Source organism: Lewinella sp. IMCC34183 (assembly GCF_003390915.1).
In the GTDB taxonomy this organism is placed as follows: Bacteria; Bacteroidota; Bacteroidia; order Chitinophagales; family Saprospiraceae; genus Neolewinella.
This window is the reverse complement of record NZ_QMEM01000001.1, coordinates 179,402-196,481: the sequence shown is the minus strand read 5'-3', so window position 1 is coordinate 196,481 and position 17,080 is coordinate 179,402. Positions and strand designations below refer to the sequence as shown.

General features: G+C 61.1%; 18 protein-coding genes. 9 read left to right on the top strand and 9 right to left on the bottom strand.

Features of this window, described 5'->3' with window-relative positions; all coding sequences use genetic code 11:
• Positions 1-45: 45 nt before the first annotated feature.
• Together DQG19_RS00845 and DQG19_RS21585 are read left to right on the top strand one after the other, a co-directional pair.
• Positions 46-702 (top strand): hypothetical protein, encoded by a 657-nt coding sequence (locus tag DQG19_RS00845; protein WP_116124343.1) that lies wholly within the window; start codon positions 46-48, stop codon positions 700-702.
• Positions 703-712: 10 nt separating this feature from the next.
• Entirely contained in the window at positions 713-1,018 is a 306-nt protein-coding gene (locus DQG19_RS21585) for a pYEATS domain-containing protein (RefSeq protein ID WP_116124342.1), read from the top strand.
• Between the two features lie 84 nt (positions 1,019-1,102).
• Here the strand turns inward: DQG19_RS21585 and DQG19_RS00835 are convergent, their stop codons facing one another.
• The 5 genes from DQG19_RS00835 to DQG19_RS00815 form a co-directional block, all read right to left on the bottom strand.
• Positions 1,103-1,717: a hypothetical protein gene (locus DQG19_RS00835; protein WP_116124341.1), complete on the bottom strand. Its 615-nt coding sequence runs from the start codon at positions 1,715-1,717 to the stop codon at positions 1,103-1,105.
• Positions 1,718-1,920: 203 nt separating this feature from the next.
• A complete protein-coding gene (locus tag DQG19_RS00830) occupies positions 1,921-2,619 on the bottom strand; it encodes a hypothetical protein (RefSeq protein WP_116124340.1) in 699 nt (232 codons plus the stop codon).
• A 1,171-nt stretch (positions 2,620-3,790) separates the two neighbouring features.
• Entirely contained in the window at positions 3,791-4,450 is a 660-nt protein-coding gene (locus DQG19_RS00825; RefSeq protein ID WP_116124339.1) for an integrase core domain-containing protein, read from the bottom strand.
• A 176-nt stretch (positions 4,451-4,626) separates the two neighbouring features.
• Positions 4,627-4,923, bottom strand: a complete 297-nt coding sequence (gene tnpA, locus DQG19_RS00820) for an IS66 family insertion sequence element accessory protein TnpA (protein WP_116124338.1) — start codon at positions 4,921-4,923, stop codon at positions 4,627-4,629.
• Positions 4,851-5,435: a 3-oxoacyl-ACP synthase gene (locus tag DQG19_RS00815; protein WP_116124337.1), complete on the bottom strand. Its 585-nt coding sequence runs from the start codon at positions 5,433-5,435 to the stop codon at positions 4,851-4,853. Before DQG19_RS00815 ends, tnpA begins: the two co-directional genes overlap by 73 nt.
• Positions 5,436-5,627: 192 nt before the next feature.
• On the opposite strand from DQG19_RS00815, the gene DQG19_RS00810 reads away from it, so the two are divergent.
• The 3 genes from DQG19_RS00810 to DQG19_RS00800 are packed head-to-tail and all read left to right on the top strand — an operon-like array spanning position 5,628 to position 9,254.
• Positions 5,628-6,110, top strand: a complete 483-nt coding sequence (locus DQG19_RS00810) for a hypothetical protein (RefSeq protein ID WP_116124336.1) — start codon at positions 5,628-5,630, stop codon at positions 6,108-6,110.
• 3 nt (positions 6,111-6,113) lie between these two features.
• Positions 6,114-8,423 carry a TonB-dependent receptor gene (locus tag DQG19_RS00805; RefSeq protein WP_116124335.1) on the top strand — a complete coding sequence of 770 codons (2,310 nt, stop codon included), beginning with the start codon at positions 6,114-6,116 and terminating at the stop codon, positions 8,421-8,423.
• A 3-nt stretch (positions 8,424-8,426) separates the two neighbouring features.
• Complete coding sequence (locus tag DQG19_RS00800) at positions 8,427-9,254, top strand: DUF4249 family protein (RefSeq protein WP_116124334.1); 828 nt, start codon at positions 8,427-8,429, stop codon at positions 9,252-9,254.
• A gap of 108 nt (positions 9,255-9,362) precedes the next feature.
• Here the strand turns inward: DQG19_RS00800 and DQG19_RS00795 are convergent, their stop codons facing one another.
• Positions 9,363-10,691 (bottom strand): hypothetical protein, encoded by a 1,329-nt coding sequence (locus tag DQG19_RS00795; protein WP_116124333.1) that lies wholly within the window; start codon positions 10,689-10,691, stop codon positions 9,363-9,365.
• 117 nt (positions 10,692-10,808) lie between these two features.
• Entirely contained in the window at positions 10,809-11,285 is a 477-nt protein-coding gene (locus DQG19_RS00790; protein WP_116124332.1) for a hypothetical protein, read from the bottom strand.
• 126 nt (positions 11,286-11,411) lie between these two features.
• Here DQG19_RS00790 and DQG19_RS00785 point away from each other — a divergent pair, with 126 nt between their 5' ends.
• On the top strand, positions 11,412-12,236 hold the full coding sequence (locus DQG19_RS00785) for a ZIP family metal transporter (RefSeq protein WP_116124331.1): 825 nt from the start codon (positions 11,412-11,414) through the stop codon (positions 12,234-12,236).
• A 379-nt stretch (positions 12,237-12,615) separates the two neighbouring features.
• On the opposite strand, the gene DQG19_RS00780 is transcribed toward DQG19_RS00785, so the two are convergent.
• Both DQG19_RS00780 and DQG19_RS00775 read right to left on the bottom strand, forming a co-directional pair.
• Positions 12,616-13,410 (bottom strand): ferritin-like domain-containing protein, encoded by a 795-nt coding sequence (locus DQG19_RS00780; protein WP_116124330.1) that lies wholly within the window; start codon positions 13,408-13,410, stop codon positions 12,616-12,618.
• Between the two features lie 19 nt (positions 13,411-13,429).
• A complete protein-coding gene (locus DQG19_RS00775) occupies positions 13,430-14,131 on the bottom strand; it encodes a ferritin-like domain-containing protein (protein WP_116124329.1) in 702 nt (233 codons plus the stop codon).
• A gap of 190 nt (positions 14,132-14,321) precedes the next feature.
• On the opposite strand from DQG19_RS00775, the gene DQG19_RS00770 reads away from it, so the two are divergent.
• Genes DQG19_RS00770 through DQG19_RS00760 form a run of 3 tightly spaced genes read left to right on the top strand, consistent with a single transcriptional unit; the run spans position 14,322 to position 17,077 of the window.
• On the top strand, positions 14,322-15,092 hold the full coding sequence (locus tag DQG19_RS00770; RefSeq protein WP_116124328.1) for an SDR family oxidoreductase: 771 nt from the start codon (positions 14,322-14,324) through the stop codon (positions 15,090-15,092).
• 45 nt (positions 15,093-15,137) lie between these two features.
• Entirely contained in the window at positions 15,138-15,617 is a 480-nt protein-coding gene (locus tag DQG19_RS00765) for an acetyl-CoA carboxylase biotin carboxyl carrier protein subunit (protein ID WP_116124327.1), read from the top strand.
• The gene (locus tag DQG19_RS00760; RefSeq protein WP_116124326.1) at positions 15,614-17,077 is read left to right on the top strand and encodes an acetyl/propionyl/methylcrotonyl-CoA carboxylase subunit alpha; all 1,464 of its coding nucleotides are present in this window, start codon (positions 15,614-15,616) and stop codon (positions 17,075-17,077) included. Before DQG19_RS00765 ends, DQG19_RS00760 begins: the two co-directional genes overlap by 4 nt.
• Positions 17,078-17,080 lie beyond the last annotated feature (3 nt).

The following is a 17,080-nucleotide window of genomic DNA, read 5'->3' as shown; positions in this document are numbered from 1 at the left end:
AAGGTAACCGTATCCACTGGTTTTGTAATTGCAACAGACCGAGTAATGAATCTACAAGATTTTATTATCCAAGCTAAGGATTTACTGAGAACGGACATGAATCGATGTCTCAAATTTTTAGTTCCCAGGATAACTCCGGACTGTGGCGTATTCGACGTGCTGATACAAATCGAAGGCAGGTTCAATTACGTGGAAAATGAATTTAATAAAGGCATAATCGATAGTGAGGACAAGAACCTGCGGCTAAACACCATTAGACAGGGATTATTAAATACTATCAACAGCTTAACTGAAGCCGACGTAAAGCTCGATAGAATCGAGGACAGGATACACCAGAATGAAACCACCGACAAGTTGTTGGACAAACTCAGCGAGGCGTATAGCGAAATTGAAAAATTAAAGGCAATTGAAAACCAGCCGAAAAAAGCGCAGCAAAATCTAAAAATAATCATCCGCTGCGAGCCTGAGATATCCGGAAGACCGGATATGTATACGTGCCAGTGCATCATTTACGACGATCAAACGGGTAAATCCACGGAAAAGGTGATCCCGTTGCGCAGAGAGCCCGGGGGGATTGTGGCGACGATTCATGGAATCAATTCAAGCGATTATATCCAGATCCGGGTAAAGGGCTCCGAAAAGCAGTGGGAAAGTGATTACTTTAGTCCCCAATTCCTGCACCAAACGTTGAAAATAGTTTAGAAAGAGAACTATGCATTTACGCTTAAGAAACGATTGGGAATATCAGGGTAACGACCGCTGGGATTGGACCGTATTCCTGGAGGACGATGGTTCGGGGGACATTGATACCGTCATCTCCGTAGAGTATGTCCTGCATCCAACCTTTCCCAACCCACGAAAGGTGAAAACTAATAAGAGTCAGAACTTCAGAATGAGGATGAATGGCTGGGGGGTATTCTTAATAAGGGCTTTTGCCAATACCGTTGGGGGGGAAAAGATCAGATTAGAGCATCAGTTAGAACTCAGGTACGATCCACCAATCGGGACAACTGAATGACTATCCCCCTTCCTGATCGGTTGTAGCGCCGTATCCTCCGGTCGTGCTAAAGTGATCTTAGCCGGCAGTGGAAGGGGCGGCACCTTATTTCAGGCGAAAGTAGACTCGGTGTATTTCCGCGTTATTCCGGATTAGGTAACCGATCCGGAGGCAGAGAATACCTACCACCGCAGGCAGGATGATGCTCAGCCACTCCGTGCCGATCCCGGCCACCAGAAGCACCACTACGAAGTGCTGCCGAAAGTACTCACCGTTCTCCAGCTGAACCGCGGTGAGGTACCCCCACCCTAGTAACCCTCCCAGACCCAGTAGCGCAAGCAGGGGTTTGCGAATGACCCTGAGCCAACTGTCCTGGCCCGTAGTGGATTTCACTACCTTGTCATGGTCGAGTAGGTGCTGCATGACTTCATCCGTTTGGATGACGCTGCTGAAGTCATACGTGAGCTTACTCTCTTTTTTATAGTGAACGACTACTTCACGTTTATCCTCATGGGATTCCACGTAGCGGATGTAGGAAAAGGGAATCGTTTTCTTCTTCGTTCCGTGGGGTAAGCCATCGGGGTTGGCCGGCGCAGTAGTACCATAACCAGTCTGGGCTTTCAGAATGCCAATCTCTTTACCGGAAATATAGAAGTACACCTTGTCTGCCCCGGCTTCAGAGATCAGCCACGTTTTGACTTCAGCTTGGGTGGTACTCATTTTACGACGACTTGTTAAGGGTAATGTAAAGCGCTTACCGGTGAACGGCAAGGCTCCCCGACGCAAACGGACCTTGCTACCATTTATGATCTCTTAGCAGAGTAAAGACCGATCAGGGTGGCTGGATGCAGCTGCTTGTAGGCGTATTGCAGCAAACGGGTAGCGCGATACACCTATACCTTGCCACCATCCCCATCCTTTACCTACTCCTTCTCCAGGTCTCCGATGATCGTCTCGGCCTGCACGTAGCCCTCCATAATCGGCTCCCCGGCGATGAATCGTTCGATGTCATCCGGCTGGGTCGCGTAGTCTTGCATATCGGCCAGAATCTCGTCCACCAGGGACCGCCACTCAGCGTATGCACCCTCCTTTTGCTGGATCAACACCTCCTGGTAAATGGAGGCCCAGGTGCCCCGCATTCGTTCGTCCCATTTGTTCTTGACGGTCGTAAAGAAGGTGGCGTTCACGTTATTAATTTTCAGTTGGTCCTGCGTCTCGAGCAGTTCCTTTCGCGCGCCGCGGGCAGTCATTTCGGCAACGTCAAACAGCAGCTGATACACGACCAGTTCGGTAGAGTCCTCCGACAGCATGCAGGAGCAGTGCTTACAGAATACGGGGGCTAAATATCCCTTGTCATCCCCTGTCCTGCGCTTGATCTTCTTCGACAAGTGCGATTCCGGAACGTCCACAATGCCCCGGAGCTGAATGGTAGCGGACAGCTGCAGGCCGTACTTTTCGTTGACCTGCACACAGTCTGCGTCGGAGGGGGACTGAAAATCGGCGTAGGCGAGTACCACCGTGGGTTGCCAGAACAAATTGTCTTCGGTCTGGACGGCTGGTTGGGCCCCTACGGACGACGCGATGATACTAAGCAGGAGAAAGAGGCAGGTCCTGAATTTCATGGGTCGGAAGATTTGTGTTTTGCCTTGGTCTTTTTTACACGTACCGGACCGGCAGCTTCGGGGTGGTGCGCTTCCCCACCCTACGGCCCCTGGGTAACCGACGCGCAGGCGCCATTAGCACCTACAAAGTACGCTCCCGGATACCACCGTTTCTGCAAGTGGATGACAGATGCTGCCGGAGCGCCCATTACCTACAATCCGCCCGTATTTTGCACGAGCAAATCGGTACTCCGGATTCGTCAAGTACGTAAACGACAGCGGGGCCAGCTCCCCGTCATTGTCTACATCAATGTACACCAACACCACCTCGAAAGGGTTGGTCACTTCCCGGACGCCGCCGGCTGGGTGATACGGGTGAGGACGATGGTCGTCGAGGGAGTTAGGGGTGGGGTCAGCGTCAGCGACAAGTCTACATACGTCCAGAGGAAACTTCCTCACCGCTCAAAACAATTAGGAAGTCTGCTTTGAAACCGATCATAATAGGAATTATCTTTCTCGCTCGATATCCTATTCCAGTAAACTTCGTGAGAATCAGTGCCAAGGCTTAATCGTGAAGGATTCACCAGGCGATATAGGAAGCATGTATCCGGTTCTATCAAGCAAACTTTTTCGTTGTCAATAATCGCATTGTACTGAAACAACGGTTCAGGACCGTCAAAGACTCTCCAGTAAAATGACGCTCTGCCATTTACCTCCAGCTTCTCAATGGATAATTCATAATAGTTACAAGCCCCCCCTACCGTATCAATAAGGCTCCAATACCCGGTTACTTCATTCTCCTGATGTATTCGGCTTTCATCGCATCCAAACAAAAAACACATAAGCACAAGAGTGCGCGCTAGTGAATATATCATATGCTTAATTTTAGAATAAAAAAAAGACACATGTTGGTGAAACTCGTAGAAACTACAAAAATTGGCGATTAAGCTGCCACCCTTTCTTTGGACGGGGTGCAGCGCTGGCGCGCCCGTACCAAGGTCCTATTGGATGAACTGTTCACCACCTGGAACCCGATGTGCCCCACCCGAGCCGCGTCCGACTTAGACGGATCGTGCGCACCCAGGACCGACACGTTTACGAACCCAACTATCGCTCAGCACGCTGATGGACTACCAAGGCAGCAGGTCACGGCACGAGCCACCTCATGGCCGGGCGGGGTTGTACGCTTCCCCTAAGCCGCAACCACTCTAAAGTAGAAATTCTCGTTGGCAATTTCGTAGGATTCCGGGCTCTGGTAACCCAGGCTCCGGTGGGGTCGATCGTAGTTGTAGGTCAGTGACCACTGCTGGAGCTGGTCGTTGAGCTCATCCAGACTAGCGAACCAGCACTGATTCAAGCACTCAACCCGCAGCGTCTTGTTAAGGCGCTCGATCAGCCCGTTCTGGCTTGGCTTGCCGGGTTGGATGTGTTTGAGTTCGATAGCGTGGTCTGCGGCCCACTGCCGTAATTGATGACTGATGAACTCCGGGCCGTTGTCACACCGTAGGTAAGCGGGGCACCCGCGGACTCCCAGTAATTGATCCAGTACTTCGATCAGCTTACGCGCCGAGATACTGGGATAAGCCTCCGTCCACAGCGCCTTGCGGGAACCTTCGTCCATCACGTTGATGATCCGCACCGGCTGTTGCTGCGGACCGACCACCCAATCGCTGACAAAATCCATCGCCCAGCCCTCGTTGATCCCGTCGGGAGGCAACAGTTCCCGGTATTCCCGCCGGATCCGGGCGCGCTTGGGTGGTAAGCGTAGGTGAAGTCCCGATGCGGTCCAGATCCGGTAGACCCGTTTATGATTGATGACGTGGTCCTGATTACGCAGGTAGTAAAAGATCATCCAGAAGCCTCAGGCCAGGAAGCGTTGGGCGGTACGCTCCAGTAAATCCTGCAACTCCCAGTCCCGCTCTTCGAAGCGAAAGCCCAGGCGGCGGTGATGGTAGGTCTGGCGGCGAAAGCCCAAGACGCGGCAGTTGCGGCGCACACTTTGCCGACGCTGCTGCCTGATCTGATCGATCATTGCTTCTTGGCGTCCTGGGCTTGCCACTTTTTTAGCATGGCATAACCATCTGACAGGATGCCGTGATCAATACTGAGTTCGGCGTACATCTTCTTCAGCCGGGCGTTCTCCGCCTCCAGCTGCTTGAGCCGGCGCTTCGTCTCATCGGCCTCCTCGGCCTGTTCCTTCTTCCACTTGTAGAAGGTAGCCGCGCTGATCTGATGCTGGCGACAGAGATCGGCTACGCTGGTCCCGGCGTCGTGCCGGGCCGAGATCTCAAGCCTCTGGGTGGGGGTAAACTTGCTTTTCCGCATGGTAAAACCACTTTTGACGGGTGAACTAATTTAGGGTTAGTTCTACTTTTGGATGGTTGCACTTTTGGGGAAGCGTACAAGCCACCAAACAAAACCTCCTCCCCCACCCCACGCCCCAGCAGCGCCTGTCCGACCGGCGACTGCAGCGACACGCAGTAGTACACCGCCCCCGCCACCGTCACCTTACCCAGGCCCTTGGCCAGATAGTAGCTGCCGCGGTCGGTGACCACCAGGCTGCCGCGCGCCACGCGGTCGCTGGCGGGTAGCCGCCGAATAGCGGTGAGCTCCCGCTGCTGCTCGAGGGCCTGGGCGAGTTGCTGCCGGGCCTGGGCCTCCTCGCGCTGGAGCATGGCGCGGCCGGTCTCGTACTTGTCGCCGACGCTGCTCTTGGTTTCGTTGGCGCGGGAGCCCGCGATGCCGTCCAGTATATTCCGGACGGTAGCGATGCGCCGCTCCACGTCATCGACGCAGGCCTGGTGGAGCTGCTGTTTGATCTGGTCAGGGTCGGTCACGGGTAAGGGATTGCGGGCAAGATAGTTCGGACCGGGGTGGCGGGGTGGCTACGGCAAGCGCGTCCGGCGAAGCGACCGGAAGACTACCCCGACCACCTTAACGTTTTACTTAAGACTCTTAAGATTTCGAAAACCTTCGCGGGCTACCGACCGACTACCTTGTAGCCGAACCCACCAAAAACCCACACCCCCATGCGTACACTGCTACTTTCCCTGTTTGTCGTATTCGTTTTATCCGCCTGCTCCGAGGAGCAACAAGCCCTAAACCGCATCGCGGGCACCTTCGAGACCACCGCCTTCGTCGTCACGGCGCCCGCTACCGACAGCGTCCTGTTTAGAGCATCCCCCACCTTTCAGTTTGCGGAATGCGACCTGCGCGATAACCGGAACGGGCAACGGTGCCCGGTGACCATCGTCGACGCCAACGGTACCGTTTACGACTATCAATACGGTATTGAAACCACCCGGACCGGGCCCGATTACATCGTTTTTCGGCCCCTCACCGAAGAAACGTGGGAGATTGATACCGACCTGAACCGGTCCATTCATACCCGTTTCGTCTTTGAGCTCGACAAGGAAGTGCTGAAGATGTACACGAATGAGTTTGCGCTATCCAGGGACTCTATCGCGGGGTACCGCGAGTACGACGTATCCATCACGGCCGTCAAGCGCTAGGCGATGCTACGTATCATCCTGCTACTACTGGCCACCCTCCCCCTGGCGGCCCAGACCACCCTTTCCGGTACCGTCACGGACGCCACCTCCGGTGAGCAGCTCGCCGGGGTCAACGTATACCTCGCCGGCGCCACCGGCATCGGTACCCAGACCAACGCCTACGGCTTCTACAGCCTCACCATCCCCGCTACCCTGACGGCCGACCGCGCGGTGTTCAGCTACCTGGGCTTCCGCAGCGATACGGTCACTATCCGGCGCAGCTCCGAAGAACGGCTAAACCTGGCACTCGCGCCCGCCGGCCAGCAACTCTCCACCGTGGAGGTACGGGCGGAATACGCCGCCGCCACCCGCGCCAGTGGGGGCGTCCACCAGCTCGATCCCCGGCAAATCGCCGACAATCCGGTCCTGCTGGGGGAGAAAGACGTACTCAAGTCCCTGCAGCTGCTCCCGGGCGTCGGCAACCCCCGCGAGGGGTTCGGGGGCCTGTTCGTGCGGGGCGGCACCCCCGGGCAGAACCTGATCCTGCTGGACGGGGCGCCCGTCTACAACGCCTTTCACCTCTTCGGCTTCCTTTCGGTCTTCAATCCGGATGCCCTGCAGGGCGTGACCCTCTACAAAGGCCAGTACCCGGCCCGCTTCGGGGGGCGCGTCTCCTCGGTGGTCGACCTCCGCATGAAGGAGGGCAACCGGAAAGCGTGGCACGGACGGGGCGGCATCGGGCTGCTCACCTCCCGGCTGACGCTGGAAGGGCCCGTCGGCACCGGAGAGAAGGTCAGCGTGCTCGTCTCCGGCCGCCGCACCTACCTAGACGCCCTCTACAACCTGGCCAGCGGCGGCGACGATAAGCTCTACTTCTACGACGGCAACTTCAAGGTCAACTACCGCCCGGACGACCGGCAGCAATTCTTCGTCAGCGGCTACCTGGGACAGGACCGCTTTGCCTTCCGGGACCAGCGCGGCGACTACGTGCAGACCGACGGCTTCGCCTGGGGCAACCGCACCCTGACCGTCCGCTACAACCGCCAGCTCAGCGACCGCGCCTTCCTGAACGTGACGGGGCTGCGCACCGCCTTCGCCTTTACGGTGGAGAACGAGGAGGTCACCCGCGATCGGCTCTACCGCGTCACCTACCGCAGTGGCATCCGCGACCTCGGCCTGCAGGCCGACCTCGACTACTTCCTCTCCAACCGCCACACCCTGCGGACGGGGCTGTCGGTCACCGACCACGACTTCGACCTCTCCGCCCGGGCCGAGAACCTCGCCACCGACGGCGGCCGGGCCGACGGCGCCGATACCGTACGCGCCCTAGAACTGACCGCCTACCTCGAGGACGAGTGGACGCTTTCCCCCCGCCTGACGGCCAACTACGGCCTACGCTTCACCCGCTTCACGCCCCGCGGCGGGCGCAGCTACGCGGCCGCCGAACCGCGGCTCAGCCTGAGCTACCGCTGGCGGTCCGCCTGGACGGCCACCCTCGGCTACGCCTACACGCGGCAGTACCTGCATTTGCTCTCGAATTCCGGGCCCAGCCTGCCGACCAGCCTCTGGATACCCGCGTCGGAGGAGGTACGTCCCCAGGCCGGGCAGCAGGTTTCGGTCGGTACCGCCTGGAGTCCCGCCGAACGCCGCTGGTCGCTGTCGGCTGCGGTCTTCTACCGGCGCTTTACCGACATCATCGGCTACCAGAACGGGGCCAGCTTCTTTCTGCTCGACGCCATCAGCGATCCGGGCAAGGCCGACCGCATCGACATCGTCGACAACCTCACCACCGGCCGCGCGCGGGCCGGCGGGCTCGAGCTGGGCGCGACCTACGCGTCGGCCCGGCTGCGGGCCACGCTGGCCTACACCCTGTCCGGCGTCGAGGAGCAGCTGGCGGGCGTCAACGACGGCCACTACTACCCCGCCGCCCAGGACCGCCGCCACGACCTCACGCTCACCGCCCGTTACGACCTGCGGCCCAATCTGCTGCTGTCCGCCAACTGGACCTACGGCAGCGGGGTGCCGACCTCGGTGCCCCTGAGTCGCTACTCCTACCGACCCACGCCGGGCTTCGGCTACGCGGACTACGATCTGAGCGACTACGAGTCTCGCAACAACTACCGCATGGCCCCCGTCCACCGGCTGGACGTGGCCCTGCGCTGGCTGCGCGCGCCGAAGTGGGGCAAGATTGTCTGGGAACTCGGCCTCTACAATGCCTACAGCCGGGCCAACCCCTTCTACGTCAGTACGTGGCGGAGCGGCAACGGCTACCGGCTGGTCCGGCACGCGCTGTTTCCGGTGATCCCCTCCTTCTCCTTTAATTTTGAATTCTAGCCCATGCGCTTCCTGACCGCCGTTTCCCTCCTGTCCGTCGCCCTGCTCGCCACGGGGTGCACCCAGTTCTTCGAACGGGAGATCGAATTGGACGAGCTGCCCTTCGCGCGTAGCCTGGTGCTGCAGACGATTCTGTTTCCTCAGGACTCCTTTGTCCGCGCCGACGTTTACGTCACCGCCCCCGCCGTGGGCGATCCACCCGCGGACTACCCCCGCGGCGGCTTGGTCACGGAGGCGCGGGTAACCCTGAACGGGCCGACGGGCAGTTTCCCCCTGACGTTCCGGGCGCTGGGCGGCTTTAACTGCTACGTACTCCCGGTGGAGGGGTTCACCCTGGAGGCCGGAGCGACCTACGAGGTGGTCGCGGAGTGGGACGGGCTCACCGCACGGGGGCGGACCACCATCCCGGAACTGGCGATCGCGCGCGACTCCATCGTCCTGGAGGACGTGAGCAACGACCAGGAACGGCGCGTCCGGCCGCTGTGGCCGAACGGGCCCGGGGAGGACGATTACTATATGCTGTTCCGGGATCAGGTATACGAAACCCAGCCCGACGACGTGCAGCGGGACATCTACGACTTCATCCACGGGCGCGATGTCCTGGGGCCCACCCTCACCGGCGAGTCGTTCGCCGGGACGTCCGCTAACGGCTATGAGTTAACGATCAACGTCTGCCAGATTACCCAGGCGACCTACGACTACCTGCTGACCCTGGAAGCCATCCGCAACAACAACGACAATCCCTTCGCGGAACCGACCACGGTGGCCAACAACCTGGAGGAGGGGCGGGGGCTGGTCGGGGCAAGCAGTTGCCGGCGTATCGTCTACTAGCTGCATCACCGCAGTACCGGAGGGGGTGTACCCGTTGCGGTTTTCTGCCCAGGCAGGGCGTCGGAGGGCTTATATCCACCCCCGGCTTATCGACGGAGCGGAACACCCTTACTCCTCCCCCGGCGGACACCGCACCCGCAGTACGGCGGCACGAAACAGTTCGATTTTGGTCAGCACGCACCCACGACCGGTCAGCCGCAGGCTGTCGGCCGTGAGGGTTGCGCGTACTGCCGGAGCGGTAGCTACGTCGTACAGCCAGTATACTTCTCCCGTATCCCCCGGCCGCGCCGGCGCACGCTCACCCGGAGCCGCGGAATGGATCCGCAGGTAATAGTCCAGGACCGGCCTGGCCAACGAATTCGCCCGGTAGGGATGGGCCTCCGCCAGGGCCGCCAGGGCCCGGCCGTCGCCGAAGGTCAGCGGGCGGTAGTAGGCGCCTACCACGTTCGTACCGCCCAGCGCGACCAGGGATGCCGCCAGGAAGGCAATCCGCAGCACGCTCGGCAACTGCCGGTACAGGCTGCGGGCAGAGAGCGCGATGAGCAACCACAGGCCCGGCAGGGCAAATAACATCAAGCGGTCGATGAGGCTGTAGAAGTGAAAGGCTGAAGACGCGACCGCGAACAGTAGCGGCAGCCCCAGAAAAAGGTAACGCAGGCGGAACCGCAGCACGCCCGCAACGACCAGCAATCCGCCCCAGAGCAGCGACACCGCCGTGTATCCGAACAACAACCGCAGCAGGTTCCACGCCTGATCGCCGGCGATCTGGAGATTGCCGACGGTGGGGAGCAGGGGAAAGAAATAGACGGCGTGGAAATCGTCGAGGTACGTACTCCCGACCGACTGCCGCAGCACGCTGAAGTACAGTATGGCGAAGGACGCCAGCCACCCTCCGATAGGTACGACCCACCGGCGGTCGTGCACCAGCCCCGCCAGTCCGACGGCCGCCAGCACGAACGCGGCGGGCAGGGAGAACCACGGGGAAACCACGCCCACAACCAACCACTGCCAGCGCGGCCGCCCCCCTAAGTACATCGCCAACAGGCAGGCGGCGATCCCGAGGTCGAGGCCATAGGGCTTCACTTCGCCCACGAAGCGAAGTACGGTGGGGTTGGTGAACAGCAGCGCCAGCGGGAGGAGCGTCCAGTAGCCAAGCCCCAGGGAGTGGGCCGCTCGGTACAGCCCGTAGATCGCCAGCAATCCCCCCGCGAAGGCCGGTAACCGCAGCACGGTCTCCCCGTAACCGAAGAGTTCCGCCAGCCCTTTGGTAAGTACCAGGTAGAGGGGTGGAGCGTACTGTTCGTGGTCCAGCGGAAGAAACAGCCCCGCGAAACCCCGGTCGTAGAGGTTGCGGGCGACGTTGGCCTCGTCTAGGAATAGCGGCCGGGCGTACGCGAGGTTGACCGTCCAAAGAAGCACCCCCGCAACGACCAGCAAAGAGAGGGCGGTACGTTGGGATGGGTAGCGGATGCGGGACGAATTGATTGGGTAAGTAAGGGCGCAAAAGTTGTGCGCCACAATTTTGCGGAGCGGATGCTTGCCACGACCAAGGGATTAATCCCCGAGGTACAGGTTGTAGCTAACCACCTTATCACTCTCCGTACGCTCGTAGTTCTCGATGCAGAGTGCGTTACGGGGATCTTCACACCTGAACGGGTCGAGAACCGTCCGGTCGGTGATGCTTTCGATGGCCAGGCTGTCGTAGGTTCCCCGCCCACCGGTGATTTCCGCCGGAAAAAAGGTGAGGGCACCGCCGGCGCTAAATGACACGATGTCCAACAAGCGCACTTCGCCGGTCGCGGGCACTACCACCCGCTCCCGTCCGGCGGGAACGAGTTGCGGGTCCAGGTAAAAGATTAACGCCAGCGGTTGATCGGTCGTATTGACCACCGAAAAGGCGTAGGTCGGCATCGGCTCACAATCGTCACAGTCGTTACAGCCCGTCAGCACCGCGGTGAGGACCGCCAGCCAGCCGACGCGTACCGTCGTCCGAAACCGGCAGTAAACTGAGCGGATGGGTTGCTGTCGCACGCCACAAAGATAGGAAGTTCCGGAGGCAACCGCCACCCGCCGCCGTAACGTGGTATAAAAGTGACCTCCAAGTGTTAGCCTTATCAAACTATTAACTTAGATTTGTAGCATAACCCCATTCGCCGTATGCAAGCCATTGTCGACTACCTGACCGCCATCGATCCCATCCTGGCGGCGTTGTACGCTTCCCTCTTCACCTGGATCCTCACCGCGGCGGGGGCGGCGCTGGTGTTCTTCTTCCGGGGCATGAACCGGACGCTGCTCGACGGTGCCCTGGGCTTTACCGGCGGCGTGATGGTGGCGGCCAGTTTCTGGAGCTTGCTCGCGCCGGGGATCGAGATGAGTCCGGGCGAGGGCTTTGCCAAGGTTTTGCCCGCGGCGGTGGGCTTTGCGCTGGGCGCGCTATTCATCTTCGGACTGGATAAGGTGCTGCCCCACCTGCACATCAACTTCGACGAAACCGAGAAGGAGGGCGTCAAATCCCCCTGGCGGCGCACTACCCTGCTCGTGCTGGCCATCACCCTGCACAATATTCCCGAGGGGCTGGCGGTCGGGGTGCTCTTCGGCGGCGTGGCGGCGGGTATGCCCGGGGCCTCCATCGGGGCGGCCGTGGCCCTGGCGCTGGGCATCGGTATTCAGAACTTTCCGGAGGGACTGGCCGTGTCCATGCCCCTGCGGCGGCAGGGGGTCTCGCCCTTCAAGAGCTGGTGGTACGGACAGCTCTCCGCGGCCGTCGAGCCCGTGGCGGCCGTGGCCGGTGCGGTAGCCGTCAGCTTCTTCACGCCCCTGCTGCCCTACGCCCTGGCCTTCGCGGCGGGCGCGATGATCTTCGTGGTCATCGAGGAGGTTGTGCCCGAGACCCAGCTCGAGAGCAACACCGACATCGCCACGCTGGGCTTCGTCCTGGGTTTCATCGTGATGATGACCCTCGACGTCGGACTGGGCGGATAAACAGGTGCGGCGGCGGCGCGCGGGTGCGGTGAACTTCTGTAAACGAAAAAGCGCGACGGGCATAAGGCCCGGCGCGCGAAAATGCATGTTAGAAGTTTTTAAGAACATCCAGTAAATCCGCTTACACACGCGGTCGATCCGCGGTAGTGGCGGCCCGGTGGGTTGCCACCTGACCCTGCCCGCGGATCAGCAGCTAAGGTGTATTCTTTTCGCCCACGGGCGATAGTACTTTACGCGCTAGGTGTTGCACTATCCGATCAAACACCCCGCTTTTGCTGCTTTTTCACCCGAAATCCCGGCCCGGCAGGCAGGTCCGGACAAAAAAAGCGCGCGCCACCCCGGGGGGCGACGCGCGCTTATCATCAGGTTACTCGTCGGATCAGGCCAGGAAAGGATTGGCGATTTCTAGGACGGCCTCCATGGTGAGGGGCTCGTCCCAGGCCTGGGTGACACGGTCGCGGTTGACCTGGGTTACCGTGGTCACGTCGAGACCGAGGTGGGTGACGTTATTCTCGCCCGCGTACACACCGTCGGCGGCGGCAACTCCGGTGGAGTTCATGCTGCCGGTGATCCAGCCCTTGGAATCGCGCATCCGGCGAATTTCGGAAGCGTGGCGCGCCTCGACGGAGTGGATCTGCAAGGCGGCGGTGAGTACGTCACCGTTGCCCATCAGGCTGGTGGCCTGACCTTTGTAGGCCCGGACGCCGGTGTCCTCGAAAGCCTGGGCAAGGACCAGGAAGGTGGGCGTATCCGAGAAGGTGGGGAACATGCCGCCGGCGGTGAAGTCGAATTCGGGCTTGTCGATGGGAGTACCACCCGATCCGCTGATGGCGGTACGGAGAAAGTTCACGTGGTCGGCTTCGTGCCGGGCGATGAGGGCTACGGTTTCGCGCATGTCACCGGTCAGCAGACTGTTGGCGTCCAGTCCCATCTGGTAGAACTCGGCTTCGAGGTACTCGAGGGTAAGGGCGTAGTTCAGCACCTCGATAACGGAGTTGCCGCTCGTCTGAGCGAAGGCCGTAGTAGGCTTCAGGAAGGCCGCCAGGGGCAGGGCCACGGTGGCCGCCTTGCCGAGCGTACGTCCGACCTCACCGAAGGCCGCCCGCCGGGTGGTCGGGGCCGCTTCGGCGCTGGCCAGGGATTCGAATTGGTTGAAAAGCTTGAGGAGTTTCATGGTCGTTTATTTGGGGCGACTACTGCGGCAGTCCGCTGGCGTCGATGGGGGTAAGGATGAAGGAACCGGCCATGGAGAGGACCTGGCTGGGGGTCCGGGCAACATCGAGCCCGTTGCTGTCCACCACGTCGCTGTTGGCGAAGGCGGTGGGGGTACCGATATTGATGCTACGGATGGCGGCGGCGTGGCGGGCTTCGACGCTCACGATCTTGCCGGCGACTACCAGGTAGTCGGGGTTCATGATCAGGCGGCCGGCACCGTTGTAGGCCGATACGCCGAGGTCCTCGAAGACCTGGGCGGTGCCGAGTACGCTGCTGCGGCTGTTGAAATCGATGCTGCTGAAGTCCACTTCCAGTCCGGGAATGGCCGAGGAACCCAGGGCGGCACGGAAGAAGTCGACGTGGGCGCGCTCGTGGGCTTCCAGATCGGCCAGAATGTCCTTCTCTTCGTTGTCGGCGCTGGCGTAGTAATCTCCCTGGAGTACCTGGGCGTAGAAGGCGGCCTCGAGTTGCTCGAGGGCGTAGGCGTAGTTGAGGATCCCGATATCCCCGGAGCCGAGGTTAACAGTTTCGTTCATCATGATCGGATCGTCGTCGTCGGCGCATCCGGCGAGGAAAAGGCCGGCGGCGGCGAGGGTCATCCCGGAGGTACGCAGGAAGCGCCGGCGACCCTGGGGGTCCCGGTCGGCTACGACCCGCGATGTAGAAGTTGGTGTCTTCATAAGGCGTTTTGGTTTGTGGGTAAGTACGGAGGGAAGGGGGGGCTGGATTGCCGACGTTGAGAATTTATTACCCAAGCGTAGGCTGCCTTGCCGAAGCGACATTAGCTCCGACTTAATGTGTCCCGCCGTGAACACGGTCCGATTTTCCGCCTTCCGCCGCCGTCGGCGTTAGTTTTCGTAGGTTGCGGCCATGAACCTAAAGGACTCTACCGCCCTCATTACCGGCGGCGCCTCCGGCCTCGGCGAGGCGACCGCCCGGCGCTTTCACCGGCTCGGCGCACGCGTGGCGCTGCTCGACCTGAACCAGGACGCCGGAACCCGAATTGCCGACGAGCTCGGCGAGCGGGCCGCCTTCTACCGGGTCGACGTGACCGACGCCGCGTCCGTACAAACCGCGGTAGACGCGGTGGTGGCCGATTTTGGCGCCCTGCACGTCTGCTGCAACTTCGCCGGTATCGCGCCGGCCGTCAAGACCATCGGCCGCGACGGCCCCGGCGATCCCGCCATGTTTGCCAAGGTGATCTCCATCAACCTCATCGGCACCTTCCACGTCGCCAGCATCGCGGCTTACGCCATGGCCAACAACGAGCCGCTCGACGACGACGGCAGCCGTGGGGTCATCATCAATACCGCCTCCGTAGCAGCCTACGAAGGGCAGATCGGACAGGCGGCCTACAGCGCCTCGAAGGGCGGCGTGGTGAGTATGACGTTCACCATGGCCCGCGACCTGGCCCGCAACGGCATCCGCGTCAACGCTATCGCTCCGGGGCTCATCCATACTCCCATGTTCGATGCCTTTCCCACCGAGGTGTTCGACTCCCTGTCGCAGCAACCGCTCTACCCCACCCGCCTCGGCAAGCCCGACGAGGTAGCGCAACTGGCGCAGCAACTCGTGGAGAACAACTACCTCAACGGTACGACCGTACGTATGGACGCCGGCATCCGGATGCAGGCACGTTGATGGGCGAATTTGCCGTTGTTTGTCAAATGAATTAGGTTCCCCTCTATGGAAAATTATACCGCTACGGTTGCGGAGACCGATTACGATGTGCCGGGCGAGGTGCTGGCCAATATCGATCTCAGCGGCCCCTTTGCCGGCAAGTACCACCTGTTGCTCGACGGCCGCAGCTACGTCTGCGAACTGATCGACGCCGACCCCTACCGGAAGATGGTGACGGTGAGCGTCGACCGCCAGAGGTTCACCGTCCAACTGGCGGACGCCTACGACCGCACCGTAGCCCGCTTGGGACTGGCCACCTCCGTCAGCCAGCAGAACGACGACGTCACCGCTCCCATGCCGGGGCTGATCCTGCAGCTGATGGTAGCGGAGGGAGACGAGGTCGAGGCCGGCACCCCCCTGCTGGTACTGGAGGCCATGAAGATGGAGAACGTCATCAAGGCCGAGGGATCCGGCACGGTGAAGACCGTCCATGTAACGGAAGGCGAGGCCGTCGACAAGCGACAGCTGCTAATCGAAATGCAATGAAGAAGATCCTGATCGCCAACCGCGGCGAAATCGCCCTGCGCGTGATGCGTACCGCCCGCCGCATGGGCATCGCTACCGTAGCGGTGTACTCCGACGCCGACCGCAACGCGCCCCACGTACGCTTCGCCGACGAGGCGGTGCACCTCGGTCCCGCCCCCTCCGCGCAGTCCTACCTGGACATGGACAAGGTCATCGCCGCCGCCCGGGATACGGGGGCCGATGCCATCCACCCCGGTTACGGCTTCCTGAGCGAGAACGCCGCATTCGCCCGCCGCGTGGCGGACGCCGGTATCATCTTTATCGGTCCGAAGCCCCACGCCATCGAGGTGATGGGCAACAAACTCGCCGCGAAGGATACCGTGAGCAGCTATGACATCCCGATGGTGCCCGGACTGGACGAGGCCGTCGACGACCCCGCCCGCGCCCGGGAGGTGGCCGCCGAGGTAGGCTTCCCCATCCTCATCAAGGCCGCCGCCGGCGGCGGTGGCAAGGGCATGCGGGTGGTCGAAAACGCGGAGGAACTGGAGGAGCAGATGCAGCGCGCGATCAGCGAAGCCAAAAATGCCTTCGGCGACGGGTCGGTCTTCATCGAGAAGTACATCGGCTCGCCCCGCCACATCGAGGTGCAGGTGCTCGCCGACACCCACGGCCACTGCGTGCACCTCTTCGAGCGCGACTGCAGCATCCAGCGGCGGCACCAGAAGGTCGTGGAGGAGGCGCCCTCCGCCGTCGTTGCACCCGCGCTCCGCCGCCGGATGGGCGAGGCCGCGGTGAAAGTGGCACGCTCCTGCGATTACGTCGGGGCGGGCACCGTGGAGTTCCTCCTCGACGAGGAGCACAACTTCTACTTCCTCGAGATGAATACCCGCCTGCAGGTGGAGCACCCCGTCACGGAACTCATCACCGGCATCGACCTGGTGGAGCAGCAGATCCGCGTGGCCCGCGGGGAAGAACTGGCCTTTACCCAGGACGACCTCCGGATCGACGGCCACGCCCTGGAGCTGCGGGTATACGCCGAAGACCCGCAGAACAACTTCCTGCCGAGCATCGGGCGGCTGACGACCTACCGAGTACCGGAGCACGCCCGCGTCGACGGCGGATTTGAGGAGGGAATGGACATCCCCATCCACTACGACCCGATGATCGCCAAGCTGATCACCCACGGGGCCACCCGCGCCGAGGCGATCGAGAAGATGCTCGACGCGATTGGAGAGTTCCACATCGAGGGCATCGAAACCACCCTGCCCTTCGGGCGCTTCGTCTTCACCAGCGAACCGTTCCGCTCCGGCGACTTCGACACCAAATTCGTACAGCGGCACTTCACCCCGGAGGCCATTGCGGAAGCGGACGCGGAGGTCTCGCGCGTCGCGGCCCTCTTCGCCGCCCACCTCTATCACCAGCGTACGCAGCAACTCAGCGTACCCGCCTCCGGCAGTCCCGCCTGGCTCAGCCGCCACTGATAA